The sequence below is a fragment of the Bacillus cereus group sp. MYBK245-2 genome, assembly GCF_051916145.1.
GTDB lineage: Bacteria > Bacillota > Bacilli > Bacillales > Bacillaceae_G > Bacillus_A > Bacillus_A pacificus.
On sequence record NZ_JBQAGB010000004.1, the window covers coordinates 229072 to 246081 of the forward strand.

The following is a 17010-nucleotide window of genomic DNA, read 5'->3' on the forward strand; positions in this document are numbered from 1 at the left end:
TTATTCTTGCTGATATCAATTTCTCCAAGTGGTCTGACCACGAACACTACTACTATAATAATCGAAGTGTAGGGAAATTGTCCATTATATTTTCACAACCACATTTTCTTCCCCGACAATTTCACGAAGTGCTCCTAAACATTCTTCACTTGGATGAATCGATAAACTTCGTGATAATTGTACCATTTTATGTTCCTTTTCATAATAAATTAGTACTTTCGCAAAACCCGAATAGTCAAACAATATTTTAGTAACCTGATTTAAAAGCTTTTTCTCATATCGAGACGGCAATTTCACGTAAACAGACGCATCTTTCTTTTCTTCATACACATCCATTTCTTCTAACGGATATAGTCCATTTACAATCCATTGCAGCTTATGATTTCTAAGCTCAATCATGCCGTCAACTAAAACAATTGCTCCTTCTTGTAACTTATCTGAGAAATGTATATACGTCTCGGGGAAAAGAACTGCTTCCATTTCATCATTTTGATCACAAAATGTAATAAATGCCATCTTTTGCAACTTTTTCGTACGAATCACTCTCACGCTTGTTATGTACACGATAGCTCTTTGTACTTTTTTCTTATGTCGCATCGCCTGAGCGAGAGTTGGAATTTCTAATTCTTTCGCTAACTTCACATACTGCGCTGTCGGATAGCTTGATAAATAAAAACCTAGTACTTCCTTCTCTTTATTTAACTGTTCAATAAAAGAGAGCTCTTCTCCTTGTACGTATTTTGATTTCGGAACAGCATCTCCTAAATCACGTGCAAGATTGGCATACTCTAACGCTCCTTTAAGACTTTTCCATAAATTCGTTCTCGAAACACCAAAATCATCAAAACATCCAGACCAGACGAACGCCTCTAAATTTCGCTCCGTTACAAACTTTGATGGCATGCGCAGACAAAATTCAAATAAATCTTCAAACATTTTTTTCTCTCGTTCTTCGATTAATGCTGTCACTGTAGCCATTCCGATGTTTCGAATGGAAAGTAAGCTGTAACGTATCGCATTTCCTTCTATTTGGAAATTGTAACCACTTCTCTGAAGAGACGGCGGCAAAACATGAAAACCTTTTCGCTTCGTTTCGCGTATATACTGCACAATCTTATCTTCATTTCCAATTGCACTCGATAATAGTGCCGTCATAAATTCCAGCGTATAATTCGCTTTTAAGTAGGCAAGTTGATATCCAATCATACTGTAGGCTACAGCGTGACTTCGGTTAAAACCGTAATTTGCAAATCTTACAATTAAATCATAAATTTTCTCTGCCGATGTCTCGTCATAACCATTTTGTAAACAACCTTGCACAAAATGCTTACGTTCCTGATCTAAAATATCACGATTTTTTTTACTCACTGCACGACGTAATAAATCTGCTTCTCCGAGCGAGAAGCCCGCCAACTTCGACGCAATTTGCATAATTTGTTCTTGATATACAATTACACCGTATGTTCTTTCTAAAATCGGTTTTAAGTCCGGATGTAAATATTCAATTTTTCTTTTTCCGTGCTTTGATTCAATAAAGGTTGGAATTTGCTCCATCGGTCCTGGTCTATATAACGAGTTAACAGCAACAATATCTTCAAATTCATTCGGCTTTAACCCGCGAAGTACATTTCGCATACCACCTGATTCAAGCTGGAATACACCTGTTGTATCCCCTCTACCTAACAATTGGAATGTCTTTTCATCTTGAAGTGGTAAATTTCTTATATCGATTTCTTTTCCTGTTTTTTGCACGATAAACTTTATAATATTTTCAAGTAACGTTAAATTCCGTAATCCTAAAAAGTCCATCTTGAGCAACCCAAGTTCTTCTAATGCATCAGCGGGGTATTGCGTAACATATACATCGTTATGCCCTTCTTGAATTGCAACACTTCCGGTTAATGGCTCTTGGCTCATAATAACGCCAGCTGCATGAATAGACGTATGACGTGGTAAGCCTTCTACACGTTTTGCAATTTCAAACACACGCTCATGCAAAAGGTTTCCTTGTATAAACTCCCGGAGTGATTGCGATTCCTCATATGCATCTTTTAACGTTATGCCAAGCTTTGATGGGATAAGTTTTGAAAATATGTCGATATCTCGTGGCGGAAGCCCCATTACACGCGCAATATCTCTAATTGCCGCTTTCGCTGCCAGCGTCCCGAACGTTACAATTTGAGCAACACGAAGCTGACCATATTTATCCTTCACATATCGAATCATCTCATCACGTCTTATATCCGGAAAATCAATATCAATATCTGGAAGTGTCACACGTTCGGGGTTTAAAAACCTTTCAAATAATAGATCGTATTCAATTGGATCAATATCTGTAATTTCTAATACGTAAGAAACGAGTGAGCCAGCCGCTGATCCACGACCTGGTCCTGTTAAAATATGATTTTCATGCGCGTACTTCATAAAATCCCAGACAATGAGGAAATAATCACTGAACCCCATGCTAGAAATCACGTTTAATTCATGATTCAAACGCTTTATATGTACTTCTTTCGGCGTACCATAACGTTTCTGCAATCCTTCTTCACAAACGCGGCGTAAATACATATCATTCGTTTCGTTAGATGGAACAGGAAATTTCGGTAATTGATTTACATGAAACGGTATTTCTACTCTGCAACGTTCTGCAATTTCTACTGTGTTATAAATCGCTTCTTCTACGTGAGAAAATAGTGCTTCCATTTCATCTGATGATTTTAAATAATATTGATCTGTTTTCAGCCTCGGCCTATCTGGATCCGTCATTTTCGTTCCACTTTCAACAGATAATAAGCATTCATGAACAAGTGCGTCACTTTGATTGATGTAGCGTACATCGTTTGTTGCGACGACTGGAATATTTATCCTACTTATAAATACAGGTAATTTCTCTTGCAGAAGCAGTTCATCTTGAATCGCATGATGCTGTAAACTCATATAAAAATTGCCGAACATATTTTGATACATACGAGCTACTTCTTCGGCTTGACTCTCTTTGTCTTCTAATAATAATTGTTCGATTTCCCCATCTTTACCTGGTGAAATAGCAATTAATCCTTTCGCATAATGTGCAAGCCATTTCTTAGGAATACCTTCTTTTGACTTCGTCATAATGCTACTAGAGATCTTTAATAAATTTTGATAACCTATTTCATTTTCAGCAAGTAAGACAAGCGGATAAGACTTTTCTTCTTCTTCACTAAAAATAGAAGCTGTTAAGCCGATAATAGGATGTATACCATGTTTCTTACATGCTTTATAAAACGGAATAACGCCATACATAACATTTTCATCCGTAATAGCAAGTGATGAATAACCGAGCTCTTTCGCCCTAACTACAAGTTCATCAATTTTACAAGCACTTTTTAATAAACTAAAAACGGTTTGACATTGTAAATGCACAAACTTCACTGTTGTACCCTCTCTTTACCTATTTGACTACTTTTATTATAGGTGAAGAGGAAAGAGGAAATCAAAACATACTTCTTATACTTTGTCCATATATATGAAGAAGAAAGGGGAATGACGATGGATGTAAGAGAACACACTTTTTTCTCTCTGCTTATTATTAGTTATTTTATTGCCTTTGGGGTTATACTTGGTGGTTCATTAATTGGTGGATTTGGTGCATTTCTTATCGGAAAACCAACTCTCACTTACATTAATCAATTCGCCCAAAATTTAAGAATTTGGGCACTCGTTGCAGCGATTGGCGGAACATTTGATACGTTTTATAGTTTTGAAAGAAGTTTCTTTGGCGGGGATATGAAAGATATCGTAAAACAAATTCTCCTTATTTTTTTCGCAACAGGTGGTATGCAAACTGGTCTTATTATTATTAAATGGCTAACGCAGGAGCATGTATGAGAGTACCAAGTGCCAATACAGCGAAAAGATGGTACTTAGTTTTAGCTGGCGCTGCTGTTGGAGGTGTGTTGAGCTGGTTTATTTTTTTGTACATATACGGTGTTTTTCAAGAAGAACAAGCTAGTAAAATAGCAGAACAAAGAGAAATTATAGAAAAACAAGAAGCAAAGCTCCACGTCCTTCTCGAAGATCAAGAAAAATTGAATACTGAAAATAAACGGCTCTTAACCATTCAAGAGATTAAAATAAAACTTATAAATCGAGAAAAATACGATTTAGACAATCTTACACTCGAAAATATGACTACATCTATCCATAATGACCTCCAGCATCTTTTAACGAAAAACATACAAAGTATCGCAAAAAATAAAGACCTACTCAAAAAAGTAATCGAAAACAAGACGTACAAACATTACGATCGGCTATACCGTTTTAAAGTCGATACAATATCTTTTGATACCGTGCTTGAAATTAGCATTACGATAGAGAAAGAAAAATAAAGAAGGAGGGCTTTAGCGCCACTCCTTCTTTTCGTTCTAACATATAATTTCTTATTTACAAATCTCACGTAAATCAGCAAATAGACGATCCGCTTCTTCCCAAGAAGATGCTTTTGCACCAGAAGCCATCGGATGTCCTCCACCGTTATATTGCATTGCTAATTTATTTATAACTGGTCCTTTTGAACGAAGGCGAACACGAATCACATCGTCTTCCTCTAAAAATAGAACCCATGCCTTTAATCCATCAATATTACCAAGTGCTCCAACAACGCCAGATGCCTCAGAAGGAAGTACATCAAACTTTTCTAATACTTCTTTCGTTAATTTAATGTAAGCTGCTCCTTCTTCTACCATCGTAAAGTTTTGTAAAATATAACCGTTTAAACGAGCGATTTTTTCTTTTGTTTTATACATTTCATTGTATAAATCTGTGAATTTCACATCCATATCAACAAGCTCACTTACGTAACGAAGTGTTTTCGCTGTTGTATTCGGGAATAAGAAACGACCTGTATCCCCAACAATACCTGCTAAAATAAGACGAGCTGCTTCTTTTGTTATTTGTAATCCTTTATCTTTTCCATAATTATAAAACTCATAAATCATTTCGCTTGTAGAACTTGCTGTCGTATCTACCCACGTAATGTCTCCGTATGGATCTTCATTTGGATGATGATCAATTTTGATTAACATCTTCCCTTTTGTATAGCGTTGATCGTCAACACGTTCTTGATTTGCTGTATCACAAACGATAACAAGCGCATTTTCGTATACACTATCTTCAATATCATCCATTACTCGTAAATATGCTAATGACGGTTCATTGTACCCAACTGTATAAATATTTTTCTCTGGAAACGATTCTTGTAGAATTGTACTAAGGCCGCCTTGTGAACCTAACGCATCTGGATCCGGACGCACATGGCGATGAATAATAATTGTATCAAACTCTTTCATTGCTCCTAAAATTTGCTCATGCATATGTATAATCTCCTTTTTATTCAACTTCTTCACTTCAACGTGCAGTAAAAAAACAATGAATGTAGGCTAATCATTAGCGCGGAAACATCCCCACACTAATGAAAGTCTCACTTTATCCTCCATTATAACGGAAAGTATTTCATACATGCGAACAATTGCTTTATAATAAAAGTTAGAAAGTTTAGATATTTTTTCTCCACTATTATTTTTCATAAAACGATGGGAGTGTGCATGATGCCAGTATTAGTCTTCTGTATTATCGTCTCATTTATGTTGTATCTCTTCTACAAAACAAAATACTTTCGTACAAACCGCCCAATGGAGAAAGGTTGGCTCTCAGGAAAATCCGCAATGGCACTCGGTTCATTCGTCTTATTCTTCGGGATAAACCAATTCTTTTTAGAACTTTCAACCGCTCGTATTATCGTTGGTGTTTTATTTGTTCTATTTGGTAGTGCAAGTGTATTTAATGGATTTCGCCAATATAAACATTTCTTACCATTAGCAGTTGAAGAAGCCGAAGTCTATGAAACAACGTAAAAAAGCATCAACATTGTGATGCTTTTTTACGTCCTCTAACTTTTAAAATCATATATGCGACAAACGCAGAAGGGATATTAAATGGGTTGCCTTGCACATGAAGGTGTAATTGTTCTTCCCCAAAAGACATTTTTTCATATAGCTCTCGCTGAGATAATCCTGTTTTTTTCTTTTTTTCATGTAAACCTTGTAAGTATAAATATTGAATCGGTATCATTATAAGAAAGTAAAATAGTGCGATACTACCAAAAAAGAGTACTGTTGATGACATAATGCATACCACCTTCCTAAAATCCATTTTCTTACAATATAATCATAACATAATATACAACCTAAATGAATTACTATTCTGTCTTTTCTTTATATAACTGTTTCTCCACATAACTCTTTTTCAGCATACTGAACATATCGCCGAATAAAAGCGCCAGGATCTTTTCTAATAGGTTCAATATCAAGCCTTAATGGTATTTTTCCAGCCATATAAAAGATTCTTGAAGCAGTTCCAAGTCGAATGGCTAGTTCTGAAATATGTTCCCCATATCCCATCATAAAATTCACCCATGCATCTTCTAACTGTCCCGAAGCAATTAAATGCAATCTCGGAACACCAATATCAAACTCTTTATACCCAAATCCACATTCATCAAAATCGAGTAAATACCAATCCTCTTTGTCTACAAGAATATTTCCAAAATGCATATCTCCGTGAACAAATTGTTTTTCTCTCAATTGAATTGAGTTTGTGAGTTCTTGTATTCTTTCTGCAATTCTCAAGCATTTATTTTTATCCTCATAAGATAAAAAAGAAGTATTTAATAAACATTGTAAAGGCTCATGAATCATCTTTTTTTCGCTATATATAGGTCTTTCATAACCTCTCCAAGTTTGCGGCACAATTTTAAGCACTCCATTTGTTTTTTCATGAAACATTCGCATGAATGATCCAAGCTTTTCATAATCTTTATCCTTTGGTTCTATAATTTCACTTCCGTTTATAAACCTAAAGACAACAAAATACTGAATACTTCTCTCATCTTTCATAACAAATGTGATCCAATCACCATCTTTATTTACAACTACTTCTGGTACTAACATTGGTTTTTGTATCGCTATTAACCAATGTATTTCAGCTTCTATTTGCTCGGCTGTATAACGACTTTCTCTATACTGCCTCACTACAAATTTATTTTTGTCCGATTCAAATATATATGTTTGATTTTCTCCCCCATGCAATAATGAAACTTTCGTAAAACTATTTAAATTATATTGCTTACATAACCATTTTTTAGTGTGAAAATCCATTCCTATCCCCCTAGTTCGTATAGTGAAGCATAGTAATAATTAATAGCTTAAACTTTCTTATCGAGTAATCACCAATTTTCTATCCGCACCGATACATATCCTGCTACTTTTTTACTTCTCTACCCGAGCCCTTACGTAGCTTAAATAATAAATTCAAAACAAAATAAAACAAAATAAAGTTAAAGAAAAAGCCTAATGGATGAAACGAAATTTCCCATCCGCCATAATAAACAAATGTTTCAGCTGGTACACCAAAGTATAGAAAATCGCCCTTATTTTCTCCAGCTGTAGAGATAAAGGAACAAACAATAGCGAAAATCAAACTTACTACATACAATTTCTTTTTCTTTATATCCATTCTTCTATGTGTTAACACATGAAAAGTTATTGCAAATACTACCCCTAAAAAGAGAATTATTGCTCCCATTCGACACCTCCACAATTATTGTTCAAGCATCTTCAAACGATTGCGTGCCCATACTTATGAATATGAAACAGAACGCGATAGATTCGATTGCAAACTAAATTTACAAACTCCCTATTGTAGCGTTCTAAAAAAAATGGAACAAACCAAAGCGGCTTGCTCCATCTTTTTATTTATCAATTAACTGCACCATAAGTAACGCTTTTCCAACAACATTACCTTCATGATGTACTTCTACATCAACCTTACCAAATTTACGTCCAATTTCTAATACTTTCGGATGAACGGATACAACATTGTCAATTTGAACTGGTTTTACGAAATAAATTGTTAAGTTCTCAACAATTAAATCACTCTTCTTTTGCGCACGAATAACGCGATTCGTTGCTTCCGTCACAATCGTTGCGAATACACCGTAAGATAGCGTTCCGATTGAATTCGTCATTTGCGGTGTCACTGAAAATTGGTATAAGTTTTCATTTTTCGCTTCTTTCGGCGTCATAAATTGATTCGTTACAATATCATCGATTGTTTCGCCGACTTGCGGTTGACGCTGAATCATTTGCAACGCCTGAAGTACATCTTGACGGCTAATAATTCCTTGCAACTTATTTCCTTCATCAACAACAGGAAGTAACTCAATACCTTCCCATACCATCATACGTGCCGCAGCTGCGACAGACATTTTTCCATTTACCGTAATTGGATGCTTTGTCATTACTTTATCAATTGGTGTTTCTTTTGCAACACCAATCATATCCTTAGAAGTTACAATACCTAATACCTTTTTATTTTCATCAACAATTGGATATCTTCCATGCATCGTCTCTTCGTTATACGCATGCCATTGCTGCACTGTATCATCTGGCTTTAAATATAACGTTTCTTCAATTGGCGTTAAAATATCTTCAACGAGTACAATTTCTTTCTTAATAAGCTGATCATAAATCGCACGATTAATTAACGTTGCAACTGTAAATGTATCGTAACTACTTGAAATAATCGGCAGTTTTAATTCATCTGCTAATTTCTTCACATGATCTTCCGTATCAAATCCGCCCGTAATTAACACCGCAGCTCCAGTTTCTAACGCTAATTGATGTGCGTTCGTACGATTACCGACAATAAGTAAGTTTCCAGCTTCTGTATAGCGCATCATCGCTTCTAATTTCATTGCTCCGATTACGAATTTATTTAACGTTTTATGTAGTCCTTCTCTGCCTCCAAGTACTTGACCATCGACAATGTTAACGACTTCTGCATATGTCAGCTTTTCAATATTTTCTTTCTTCTTTTGTTCAATTCGAATTGTTCCGACACGTTCAATCGTACTAACATACCCTTTATTTTCTGCATCTTTAATTGCACGATAAGCTGTACCTTCACTTACACTCAAATCTTTTGCAATTTGCCTTACAGAAATTTTATGCCCTACTGGCAGGCTATTAATATGTTCTAAAATTTGGTTATGCTTGGTAGCCAAATGGTTTCACCATACTTTCTTTTCCCTAAATTCTTCATGTGTTGTATTTTCAGTATACTATATTTTCAAAACTGTTACACTCTCTCTTTATATATCTGTACTATTTTTTTTATAACAAAATACGCCTTACATTACACCACCGCTTCCATTACAACAATGTAATGGTATTGTCATCTCGTTCGATAGTTTGTCCAGCCGCTTCCATATACAATGAAGACAAGAAATAAAACAAAGGAGCGGATACATGATGAAAAAATTATTAGAAGTTGTAAGTGCTGTATTTTTAGCTTTCGTAGACGGGAAAAAAGTTGCAATGGAATTGAATGAAACACCTGAACAGCCACTTCCAAAAAGAAAAGAATCATCAAAACAAGTACAACCTTTACAAGCTGTTCTACACACGTAAAAAACCCTTCACTTGTCTTTTCAAATGAAGGGTTTCTTTTCTATAGTGTAATACTTTCTCCAGCTTCTAATACTTTCCCTGTACAATTTTGTAGCTTTTCTACAAATTGATATGGATCTTGTTCAATAACCGGGAACGTATTGTAATGCATCGGTACAACAGTTTTCGCCTGAACCCATTTTGCTGCTAAAACAGCATCTTCTGGTCCCATTGTGAAATTATCACCAATTGGTAAAAATGCTACATCAATGTTATTTAATTCCCCTATTAATTTCATATCAGAGAATAGGGCAGTATCCCCTGCATGGTACAAAGTCTTCTCTTCTGCTGTAAATAAAATACCCGCTGGCATACCTGTATATGTAATCGTCTTATTTTCTTCATCAATATAACTAGAGCCGTGGAATGCTTGTGTAAACTTCACTTTTCCGAAGTCAAATTCATGTGAACCACCAATATGCATCGGATGTGTTTTTACACCTTGCCAACTTAAAAATGTCGCTAGTTCAAATGGTGCCACTACAACTGCATTATTTTTCTTCGCAAGCTCTACTGTATCTCCAACATGATCACCATGTCCATGCGATAAAAGAATCGCATCTACTTTTACATCTTCAGCCTTTAAATCTGTTTTCGGATTTCCTGTTAAAAACGGATCAATTAAAATTACTTTTCCATTCGTTTCAATCTTTACAACTGAATGCCCATGATAAGATACTTTCATTATTACATTCCTCCCCTTATTACATTCTCACTTTTTATTCTACATGATTTTTCAATTCCCTGTCTTTTCTAACATCGATTTACTTGTCATAACGCTTTCTTCCGAGTTAAAGTTATATTTGTAATTAAATATCTCGGGGGTGCCAATCGATGAATGCTAGATTAGAAAATTTAATGCAATGGCTAAAAGAAAAAAACGTTGAAGCTGCGTTCTTAACTTCTACACCGAACGTCTTCTACATGACAAACTTCCACTGTGAACCACACGAAAGACTTCTTGGTATGTTTGTATTCCAAGAGAAAGAACCTATTTTAATTTGCCCTAAAATGGAAGAAGGCCAAGCACGTAACGCTGGCTGGGCACATGAAATTATCGGTTTTACTGATACTGACAGACCATGGGATATGATTGCAAAAGCAATTAAAGACCGCGGTATCAATGCAAATGCAGTTGCAATTGAAAAAGAACATTTAAACGTAGAGCGCTACGAAGAATTAACAAAACTATTCCCAAATGCAGCTTTCACGTCAGCTGAGGAAAAAGTTCGTGAACTTCGTTTAATTAAAGACGAAAAAGAACTTTCTATTTTACGCGAAGCAGCTAAAATGGCAGACTATGCTGTTGAAGTTGGTGTAAATGCAATTAAAGAAGATCGTAGCGAACTAGAAGTATTAGCAATTATTGAACACGAATTAAAAACAGAAGGCATACATAAAATGTCATTTGATACGATGGTATTAGCAGGTGCAAACTCTGCCCTTCCACACGGTATTCCAGGTGCAAACAAAATGAAACGCGGCGATTTCGTACTATTTGATTTAGGCGTAATCATTGATGGTTATTGCTCTGACATTACACGTACAGTAGCATTCGGTGACATTTCTGAAGAACAAACTCGCATTTATAACACTGTACTTGCTGGACAACTACAAGCAGTTGAAGCATGTAAACCAGGTGTTACACTTGGCGCAATCGACAACGCTGCTCGTTCTGTTATCGCAGATGCAGGTTACGGCGACTTCTTCCCGCACCGCCTTGGTCACGGACTTGGAATTAGCGTGCACGAATACCCAGATGTAAAAGCTGGTAACGAATCTCCATTAAAAGAAGGTATGGTCTTCACAATCGAGCCAGGTATTTACGTACCAAACGTAGGTGGCGTTCGTATTGAAGATGATATTTACATCACAAAAGACGGATCAGAAATTTTAACGAAATTCCCGAAAGAATTACAATTTGTAAAATAACAAAAAGGCAGCTTGAGTGCTGCCTTTTTCTATTTCCGCTTTAAAACCATCTTCTCCTCATACTTATCATCCCATTTAATCACAATCTCTATCGGTTCATCTTTAGATAGAGGCGCGCAACTTACACAAGAAGACTTCATTTCAATCCTTGCTCCTTTATGAACTTCTGACGTTTGTGTCATTGTACGAAACGTTTCACTAATAGAAATCTCCAAATTTTTGAATTCTGTATTCCCATCCCCGCCCTTATACTGAAACGTAAACATTCCATCTTCACTGTCATCCTTAATATATCCTTTATATTGCCCCGTCCAACTTTTGCTCTCGCTTGAAAAAGTAACATACCAAATCGAACAACTCCCTAAAAAGAAAATACTAATGAAAAAGAAGGCCACTTAAAAAGTGCCTTCTTCTATTTCACTAATATTTAATTGAAATTTCACGATCCAAACTGAGAAAAGGTGGACAAGAAGCGCAAACGCCATACATGCTCCGCTTAAAAAAGTTAGTATAGGATGCGAATACACGTGCCCTAATCCATAAGATATCGCCACGAAAAACATTGTTATGTAAATATAAATTGCTCCATGTATTTGCCTCATATAAACCTCCTTTTCACATAGTATAACATAAATTTTCTGATTATTCACATTAATAGACTGTAATTAATATTTCTCAACCGTTACACCTCTAACAGCCGCTTTAATATATGGCGCTCCTTGTAAACTTTGTAAATCCTCTGTTTTACCTGTTACGACTACACCGTATATTGGTAGGTCTTTTGGTTTGGTGTTTTTTATTTCTTTATAGTTTGTCCTAAAAGATTCGTGATATCCCCTTTTATTTTCACTTAAAGATATCTAAATACAGCTTTCTAAATGTTTATTATAATAAAAAGCACATCTATTTTGATGTGCTCTACGCATATACTTTAGTAACATATGAATCATTTTTTGAAACAAAAACTCCCACTCATCTCTCCTCACACTATAGTTATGACTTAGTCGCCATAATAATTGAACGAGGATAAAACCCCAGCTTTTCATAAAACGATACAGCTTCATTTCCGTACACTACTGTTAATTCAATTTCATCTATCTTCTTCGCTTTAAACCATTCCACTGCACTATTCATTAATTTCAAACCAAATCCGTTTCTTCGGTATTTTTCATCAACGAATAAAACTTCAATCTTCCCACTTGCTCTTTTACTATACGCTATACAAAATCCTAATATATCATCTGTTTCCGACTCAACTAATAATTCAATTCTATATTCTCCGTACTTTGAATTTTGTTTATAATTTTCAATACGTTCCTCAAATGTCATTCTTGGATAATCACCAGAAAAATATTTTGATTTATTGTTATGATATTCATGCAATTTATTTAAAGGTTCTCTTACTATTTCTATTTCATCGAGAGTGATATATTTATTATTAATTGTCATCCTACAGCATCTCCAATAATATATATTCCAACCAAAAAGATGACCATGTTACGGTTACAAAATACCAATCTATTATTTCATCGCATCCTTCACAACTTCTTGAATCATAACGACTTCTGTTTTCATATCAACAGCGGATGCTTCTTCATCAATACATTCATACCAAAATTCCAAATGCTTTTTATCAATTTCATGATGAGAATTTTCGACAAGAGCCCCGCCTTCTCCTTGCACAGAATACCAATATAAGTACTCTTCTCCATCTCTTATTTCCCGGAAAATTGTCTCAACGTACATCTTTTCGTCGTTTAATGTCAAAAGTACTTCTTTCATATTGTCATTAAGAAGCTGCATCCATTCATCTACACGATGACTTTTACCAGGCTTTACTTTAAATCTCGTTAATTCCACATTCATTTTTATTCCCCCGTTTTCTTCCGTACAAATAATCTATATTCTATTGGATTATGAAAACTTAATTTGTTAGCTAATTTTCGCGAAGAAATATTGTCTACATAACAATCCCAGCACGGTGTAATATCATTTTGCATGCAATGTTCAATGAACCGTGTTGCAACAGCTTGGGCTAATCCTTTCCCTTGATATGCTTTATGCGTCACAATATCAATTTCAGCGAATCCATTCCCACTAAATATTGAAACACATTCCGCTACAATCATTCCCTCTTGTTCTATACAAAATCCAAAACCACCGTTTAAAAATGTTTCTTTTGATCCCCAATATTCTTTGTAATACTCCTCTGTAAATTCACTGCTTCGTTCTATATCTCTTCTATCAATACGCTTCACTTCATATGTATTTTTGTTACAATCTCGTTTTCTCCCTTCAAAGGTTACACTTTGAAATTTCATTCGCGGAATGTTTCGAAGTACATGACTAAAACGCTCTTCTATCATCATTTCCCACTCGTCACTCGAAGTAAACAATGTAAATCTCTTCTCTGTTTTTTCAATAGACGTTTTTATATACGAAAATAAATCTTCGTTATAATTTTGATCATCCGTATGACCAAATACATAATAAATGCCATTCGCTGTACGAATTAGTCCTGCTGTTAACTTCTCGTTTACAAAAACCTCACCATCTATCATTTGATCACATACCGCATAAGCAAACGTCGTCGTTTTTGTATGACTTTCTAAAATCGGAAGGATTTTTCTATACTCGGCTACAGATAATTTTTTCATAATTGCTCCACTTTAATCGTATCCGCCTCTATATTTTCAAAACAAAGATTTACCGTTCTCTTTAATGCTCTCGTTCTATGAATCGTACATGCCGGAATTAAAATAGAATCATTCGGCTTTAATACCGCTGTTTCTCCATCTTCAAAATCAATAAGTAATTCTCCCTCTAACACAATAAATAATTCATCCGAATTCGAATGATAGTGCCAATCATATTCACCAGTAAATACAGCGATTCGTAAGCAATGACTATTCACATTTGAAACAACGAAGTTTTTATGTTGATCTTGAATGTCTTTTGTTAATTCTAATAAATTCACAGTCTCCATATTTCGTCCCACCCTTTCATTAATCGTTCTTCTGAAAAAACTAATTTAATCTCCACCGCCTCCGCAATCTCCTCCGCCATCACTTGAGCTACTACAATCACTGCTACTGTAGTCACCGAATCCACTTGATGAACTTGAGGCGTATGAAGATTTTTTGCTCATTTTTCTTTGCTTATCTTTCTTACTTTCATGACTAGGCCATACTTTATTAAATAATATAAAGAATAAGATTCCTTCTACCATAACAAGTGTAACGCCAAAAATACCTTCAATAAAATTAGGGGTGATCCCCAAACTTTTAACCATTCCGCATAAAAACACACAAAAAATTACGTACAAGAACATACAAATATACCGAAATGTTTTCTCTATCATAATGACTATTTTTTTAGAAAGAGGTATGTTCTGTTCCTGTTTTTTCTTTATATACTTTTGTCTCTTTGCTTGCTTTTTCCTCCTCTTTTTGCTTCCCACCCAATCCCCTCTTTTGACTTTCATTTTTCATTTAATTCCAAATTATCACAAAAAATAACATTATAACAAGCTATATTTCACGTAAAGTTTTATTTACTTTTTGTAAAGTTTCATTTACTTATTACCTAAAAATGGATATAATAAATGTAACAAATTTACAAAAAGGAGACTTTGTATATTTGATTAAAAATAAGGTAAAACAATTCCGCGTCGTTAGAGACATCACCCAAGAACAATTAGCTTCCTCTGTTCAAATCACTAGACAATCCCTCATCGCTATCGAAAAAAACAAATACAACCCAAGTTTAGAATTAGCATTGAAATTATGTGAGTTTTTCAACTGTAAAGTAGAAGATTTATTTCAATTAGATAAAACTGGGGAGGAAAAAGAATGAAAAATACTTTTAATCAAAAGTTCATTTCGCATCTTACCATTTTGCTGTTAGGTTCAGCTCTTCTTTATTTCAATAGTAATGACGAAGAAAAGATTAGTTCTGTCCTTTTATTCGCTGGCGTATACATACTCTTCTCTTTGATACTATTCGTAGTGAAACGAATATTCTTTAAGACAAAAAAGACCGATGCAGAGAAATATCCATTACCTGAGATGGATGAAAGAATCGAAAAGATGAGTTTAAAACTTATGGCACAAATTTTCGGTCTCTCTCATTTAGTCGGATCTGCGATACTATTTATTTTATATATCACTGACAAAAACTCGATGATACGAGTTGAGTATGCCTTATATTACTTGTTCGGCATTCTTTTCTTTACAATGATGTTCGGATTGAAAATTGTAAAGAAACTAGACAATTAGCCTCAATAAAAAGCCCCTCCTTACGAAAGGAGGGGCTTACATGTATTTCTATTATGATAAAGCAGGAGCTTTTTCAAGTAGCTCTTTTGCATCAGCGTATTGTAAGCCGTGAGCTTCTGCAACTGCCTCGAATGTTACATATCCATCTAATGTGTTAATACCTTTTAATAATGCAGTGTTGCCTAAGCAAGCATCTTTATAGCCTTTGTTCGCAATTTGTACTGCATATGGTACTGTTACGTTTGTTAATGCAAGAGTTGATGTACGTGGAACCGCACCTGGCATATTAGCAACTGCATAATGAACAACGCCATGTTTTTCGTAAGTCGGGTTGTCATGAGTTGTAATACGGTCAGTTGTTTCAAAAATACCACCTTGGTCAATCGCGATATCTACAACGACAGAACCTGGCTCCATTGATTGAATCATTTCTTCTGTTACAAGTTTTGGCGCTTTTGCACCTGGGATTAATACTGCACCAATAACAAGGTCAGATTCTTTTACAGCTTCTGCGATGTTGTATGGATTAGACATTAACGTTTTTACTTGGTTACCGAAAATGTCATCTAATTGACGAAGACGTTCTGCACTTAAGTCGATGATTGTTACATCTGCACCTAAACCTACTGCAATCTTCGCTGCGTTTGTACCAGCTTGACCACCGCCGATAATTGTTACTTTGCCGCGTTTTACCCCTGGAACGCCTGCAAGTAAAATACCTTTACCGCCTTTGTTTTTCTCAAGGAATTGTGCACCGATTTGTGCAGACATACGACCTGCTACTTCACTCATAGGTGCAAGTAATGGTAATGAACGATTGTCTAATTGTACTGTTTCGTATGCAATTGATACAACTTTGTTATCAATTAATGCTTTCGTTAATTCTGGTTCTGGAGCTAAGTGTAAGTATGTGAATAAAATTAAACCTTCACGGAAATAGCCGTATTCACTTGCTACTGGCTCTTTTACCTTCATAACCATATCTTGATTCCATGCTTCTTCAGCAGTTTCTACAAGTTTCGCACCAGCTTGTACGTATTCTTCATCCGTAAAGCCAGATCCTAAACCTGCTCCTTTTTGAACAAAAACTTCATGACCATTTTGTACTAAATGTACTGCTCCCGCTGGCGTCATTGCCACGCGGTTTTCATTGTTTTTAATTTCTGTTGGAATACCGATACGCATTATTAGTTCCCCCTTGAGTTATGAAATGACCCCTGAATCATTTTTTAAAGCGCTTTCTACGCTCTTATATT

General features: G+C 35.3%; 22 protein-coding genes and 1 pseudogene. 7 read left to right on the forward strand and 16 right to left on the reverse strand.

What is annotated here, in order from left to right; all coding sequences use genetic code 11:
• Positions 1–84: 84 nt before the first annotated feature.
• The gene (gene dnaE, locus ACTFRN_RS10020) at positions 85–3411 is read right to left on the reverse strand and encodes a DNA polymerase III subunit alpha (protein WP_000673749.1); all 3327 of its coding nucleotides are present in this window, start codon (positions 3409–3411) and stop codon (positions 85–87) included.
• A gap of 42 nt (positions 3412–3453) precedes the next feature.
• Here dnaE and ACTFRN_RS10025 point away from each other — a divergent pair, with 42 nt between their 5' ends.
• Together ACTFRN_RS10025 and ytrI are read left to right on the forward strand one after the other, a co-directional pair.
• A complete protein-coding gene (locus ACTFRN_RS10025; protein ID WP_001998397.1) occupies positions 3454–3867 on the forward strand; it encodes a YtrH family sporulation protein in 414 nt (137 codons plus the stop codon).
• Complete coding sequence (ytrI, locus tag ACTFRN_RS10030) at positions 3864–4367, forward strand: sporulation membrane protein YtrI (RefSeq protein WP_001265736.1); 504 nt, start codon at positions 3864–3866, stop codon at positions 4365–4367. Before ACTFRN_RS10025 ends, ytrI begins: the two co-directional genes overlap by 4 nt.
• 51 nt (positions 4368–4418) lie before the next feature.
• Here the strand turns inward: ytrI and ACTFRN_RS10035 are convergent, their stop codons facing one another.
• A complete protein-coding gene (locus tag ACTFRN_RS10035) occupies positions 4419–5351 on the reverse strand; it encodes a DHH family phosphoesterase (protein ID WP_000545154.1) in 933 nt (310 codons plus the stop codon).
• A gap of 234 nt (positions 5352–5585) precedes the next feature.
• Here ACTFRN_RS10035 and ACTFRN_RS10040 point away from each other — a divergent pair, with 234 nt between their 5' ends.
• Positions 5586–5891, forward strand: coding sequence for a YtpI family protein (locus ACTFRN_RS10040; RefSeq protein ID WP_001144773.1), 306 nt, complete (start codon positions 5586–5588; stop codon positions 5889–5891).
• Between the two features lie 7 nt (positions 5892–5898).
• Here the strand turns inward: ACTFRN_RS10040 and ACTFRN_RS10045 are convergent, their stop codons facing one another.
• From ACTFRN_RS10045 to ACTFRN_RS10060, 4 genes are all read right to left on the reverse strand, one after another.
• Positions 5899–6162 carry a DUF3949 domain-containing protein gene (locus tag ACTFRN_RS10045; protein ID WP_049111430.1) on the reverse strand — a complete coding sequence of 88 codons (264 nt, stop codon included), beginning with the start codon at positions 6160–6162 and terminating at the stop codon, positions 5899–5901.
• 89 nt (positions 6163–6251) lie between these two features.
• Entirely contained in the window at positions 6252–7193 is a 942-nt protein-coding gene (locus ACTFRN_RS10050) for a phosphotransferase enzyme family protein (RefSeq protein ID WP_088106384.1), read from the reverse strand.
• A 103-nt stretch (positions 7194–7296) separates the two neighbouring features.
• Entirely contained in the window at positions 7297–7620 is a 324-nt protein-coding gene (locus tag ACTFRN_RS10055) for a hypothetical protein (RefSeq protein WP_049111432.1), read from the reverse strand.
• A 166-nt stretch (positions 7621–7786) separates the two neighbouring features.
• Positions 7787–9100: a CBS domain-containing protein gene (locus ACTFRN_RS10060; RefSeq protein WP_000201584.1), complete on the reverse strand. Its 1314-nt coding sequence runs from the start codon at positions 9098–9100 to the stop codon at positions 7787–7789.
• Between the two features lie 244 nt (positions 9101–9344).
• Here ACTFRN_RS10060 and ACTFRN_RS10065 point away from each other — a divergent pair, with 244 nt between their 5' ends.
• Positions 9345–9506 (forward strand): hypothetical protein, encoded by a 162-nt coding sequence (locus ACTFRN_RS10065; protein WP_041184491.1) that lies wholly within the window; start codon positions 9345–9347, stop codon positions 9504–9506.
• A 40-nt stretch (positions 9507–9546) separates the two neighbouring features.
• On the opposite strand, the gene ACTFRN_RS10070 is transcribed toward ACTFRN_RS10065, so the two are convergent.
• On the reverse strand, positions 9547–10230 hold the full coding sequence (locus tag ACTFRN_RS10070) for a metal-dependent hydrolase (protein ID WP_000868938.1): 684 nt from the start codon (positions 10228–10230) through the stop codon (positions 9547–9549).
• Between the two features lie 149 nt (positions 10231–10379).
• Here ACTFRN_RS10070 and pepQ point away from each other — a divergent pair, with 149 nt between their 5' ends.
• A complete protein-coding gene (gene pepQ / locus ACTFRN_RS10075; protein ID WP_000994041.1) occupies positions 10380–11477 on the forward strand; it encodes a Xaa-Pro dipeptidase in 1098 nt (365 codons plus the stop codon).
• Between the two features lie 29 nt (positions 11478–11506).
• Here the strand turns inward: pepQ and ACTFRN_RS10080 are convergent, their stop codons facing one another.
• The 8 genes and pseudogenes from ACTFRN_RS10080 to ACTFRN_RS10115 all read right to left on the reverse strand — a co-directional run bounded on the left by ACTFRN_RS10080 (position 11507) and on the right by ACTFRN_RS10115 (position 14937).
• Entirely contained in the window at positions 11507–11872 is a 366-nt protein-coding gene (locus ACTFRN_RS10080) for a hypothetical protein (RefSeq protein WP_000863718.1), read from the reverse strand.
• The gene (locus ACTFRN_RS10085; RefSeq protein ID WP_001248905.1) at positions 11873–12079 is read right to left on the reverse strand and encodes a hypothetical protein; all 207 of its coding nucleotides are present in this window, start codon (positions 12077–12079) and stop codon (positions 11873–11875) included.
• 63 nt (positions 12080–12142) lie between these two features.
• A pseudogene (locus ACTFRN_RS10090) lies at positions 12143–12334 on the reverse strand (anti sigma factor C-terminal domain-containing protein); the annotation flags it as partial.
• A 136-nt stretch (positions 12335–12470) separates the two neighbouring features.
• A complete protein-coding gene (locus ACTFRN_RS10095) occupies positions 12471–12926 on the reverse strand; it encodes a GNAT family N-acetyltransferase (protein ID WP_049111433.1) in 456 nt (151 codons plus the stop codon).
• Between the two features lie 72 nt (positions 12927–12998).
• Entirely contained in the window at positions 12999–13343 is a 345-nt protein-coding gene (locus ACTFRN_RS10100) for a DUF6176 family protein (protein ID WP_088106383.1), read from the reverse strand.
• A gap of 2 nt (positions 13344–13345) precedes the next feature.
• The gene (locus tag ACTFRN_RS10105) at positions 13346–14134 is read right to left on the reverse strand and encodes a GNAT family N-acetyltransferase (RefSeq protein WP_000736736.1); all 789 of its coding nucleotides are present in this window, start codon (positions 14132–14134) and stop codon (positions 13346–13348) included.
• Positions 14131–14463, reverse strand: a complete 333-nt coding sequence (locus ACTFRN_RS10110; RefSeq protein ID WP_000450952.1) for a cupin domain-containing protein — start codon at positions 14461–14463, stop codon at positions 14131–14133. Before ACTFRN_RS10110 ends, ACTFRN_RS10105 begins: the two co-directional genes overlap by 4 nt.
• A 45-nt stretch (positions 14464–14508) precedes the next feature.
• Positions 14509–14937, reverse strand: coding sequence for a hypothetical protein (locus tag ACTFRN_RS10115; protein ID WP_073529839.1), 429 nt, complete (start codon positions 14935–14937; stop codon positions 14509–14511).
• Between the two features lie 131 nt (positions 14938–15068).
• Between ACTFRN_RS10115 and ACTFRN_RS10120 the strand changes: the two genes are divergently transcribed.
• On the forward strand, positions 15069–15332 hold the full coding sequence (locus ACTFRN_RS10120; RefSeq protein ID WP_002003636.1) for a helix-turn-helix transcriptional regulator: 264 nt from the start codon (positions 15069–15071) through the stop codon (positions 15330–15332).
• Positions 15329–15754, forward strand: a complete 426-nt coding sequence (locus ACTFRN_RS10125) for a hypothetical protein (protein WP_074567714.1) — start codon at positions 15329–15331, stop codon at positions 15752–15754. The genes ACTFRN_RS10120 and ACTFRN_RS10125 overlap by 4 nt, the downstream gene beginning before the upstream one ends.
• Positions 15755–15805: 51 nt before the next feature.
• Here ACTFRN_RS10125 and ald read toward each other — a convergent pair whose 3' ends face one another.
• A complete protein-coding gene (ald, locus tag ACTFRN_RS10130; protein ID WP_001219405.1) occupies positions 15806–16939 on the reverse strand; it encodes an alanine dehydrogenase in 1134 nt (377 codons plus the stop codon).
• Positions 16940–17010 lie beyond the last annotated feature (71 nt).

What these genes read in the sequence shown, in the direction of transcription:
- pepQ (WP_000994041.1), top strand. Translation starts at nt 10,380, where the DNA reads ATGAATGCTAGATTAGAAAATTTAATGCAATGGCTAAAAGAAAAAAAC.
- ytrI (WP_001265736.1), top strand. Translation starts at nt 3,864, where the DNA reads ATGAGAGTACCAAGTGCCAATACAGCGAAAAGATGGTACTTAGTTTTA.
- ACTFRN_RS10065 (WP_041184491.1), top strand. Translation starts at nt 9,345, where the DNA reads ATGATGAAAAAATTATTAGAAGTTGTAAGTGCTGTATTTTTAGCTTTC.
- ACTFRN_RS10045 (WP_049111430.1), bottom strand. Translation starts at nt 6,162, where the DNA reads ATGTCATCAACAGTACTCTTTTTTGGTAGTATCGCACTATTTTACTTT.
- ACTFRN_RS10055 (WP_049111432.1), bottom strand. Translation starts at nt 7,620, where the DNA reads ATGGGAGCAATAATTCTCTTTTTAGGGGTAGTATTTGCAATAACTTTT.
- ACTFRN_RS10070 (WP_000868938.1), bottom strand. Translation starts at nt 10,230, where the DNA reads ATGAAAGTATCTTATCATGGGCATTCAGTTGTAAAGATTGAAACGAAT.
- ACTFRN_RS10050 (WP_088106384.1), bottom strand. Translation starts at nt 7,193, where the DNA reads ATGGATTTTCACACTAAAAAATGGTTATGTAAGCAATATAATTTAAAT.
- ACTFRN_RS10100 (WP_088106383.1), bottom strand. Translation starts at nt 13,343, where the DNA reads ATGAATGTGGAATTAACGAGATTTAAAGTAAAGCCTGGTAAAAGTCAT.
- ACTFRN_RS10110 (WP_000450952.1), bottom strand. Translation starts at nt 14,463, where the DNA reads ATGGAGACTGTGAATTTATTAGAATTAACAAAAGACATTCAAGATCAA.
- ACTFRN_RS10095 (WP_049111433.1), bottom strand. Translation starts at nt 12,926, where the DNA reads ATGACAATTAATAATAAATATATCACTCTCGATGAAATAGAAATAGTA.
- ald (WP_001219405.1), bottom strand. Translation starts at nt 16,939, where the DNA reads ATGCGTATCGGTATTCCAACAGAAATTAAAAACAATGAAAACCGCGTG.
- ACTFRN_RS10035 (WP_000545154.1), bottom strand. Translation starts at nt 5,351, where the DNA reads ATGCATGAGCAAATTTTAGGAGCAATGAAAGAGTTTGATACAATTATT.
- ACTFRN_RS10120 (WP_002003636.1), top strand. Translation starts at nt 15,069, where the DNA reads ATGGATATAATAAATGTAACAAATTTACAAAAAGGAGACTTTGTATAT.
- ACTFRN_RS10085 (WP_001248905.1), bottom strand. Translation starts at nt 12,079, where the DNA reads ATGAGGCAAATACATGGAGCAATTTATATTTACATAACAATGTTTTTC.
- ACTFRN_RS10040 (WP_001144773.1), top strand. Translation starts at nt 5,586, where the DNA reads ATGCCAGTATTAGTCTTCTGTATTATCGTCTCATTTATGTTGTATCTC.
- ACTFRN_RS10125 (WP_074567714.1), top strand. Translation starts at nt 15,329, where the DNA reads ATGAAAAATACTTTTAATCAAAAGTTCATTTCGCATCTTACCATTTTG.
- ACTFRN_RS10105 (WP_000736736.1), bottom strand. Translation starts at nt 14,134, where the DNA reads ATGAAAAAATTATCTGTAGCCGAGTATAGAAAAATCCTTCCGATTTTA.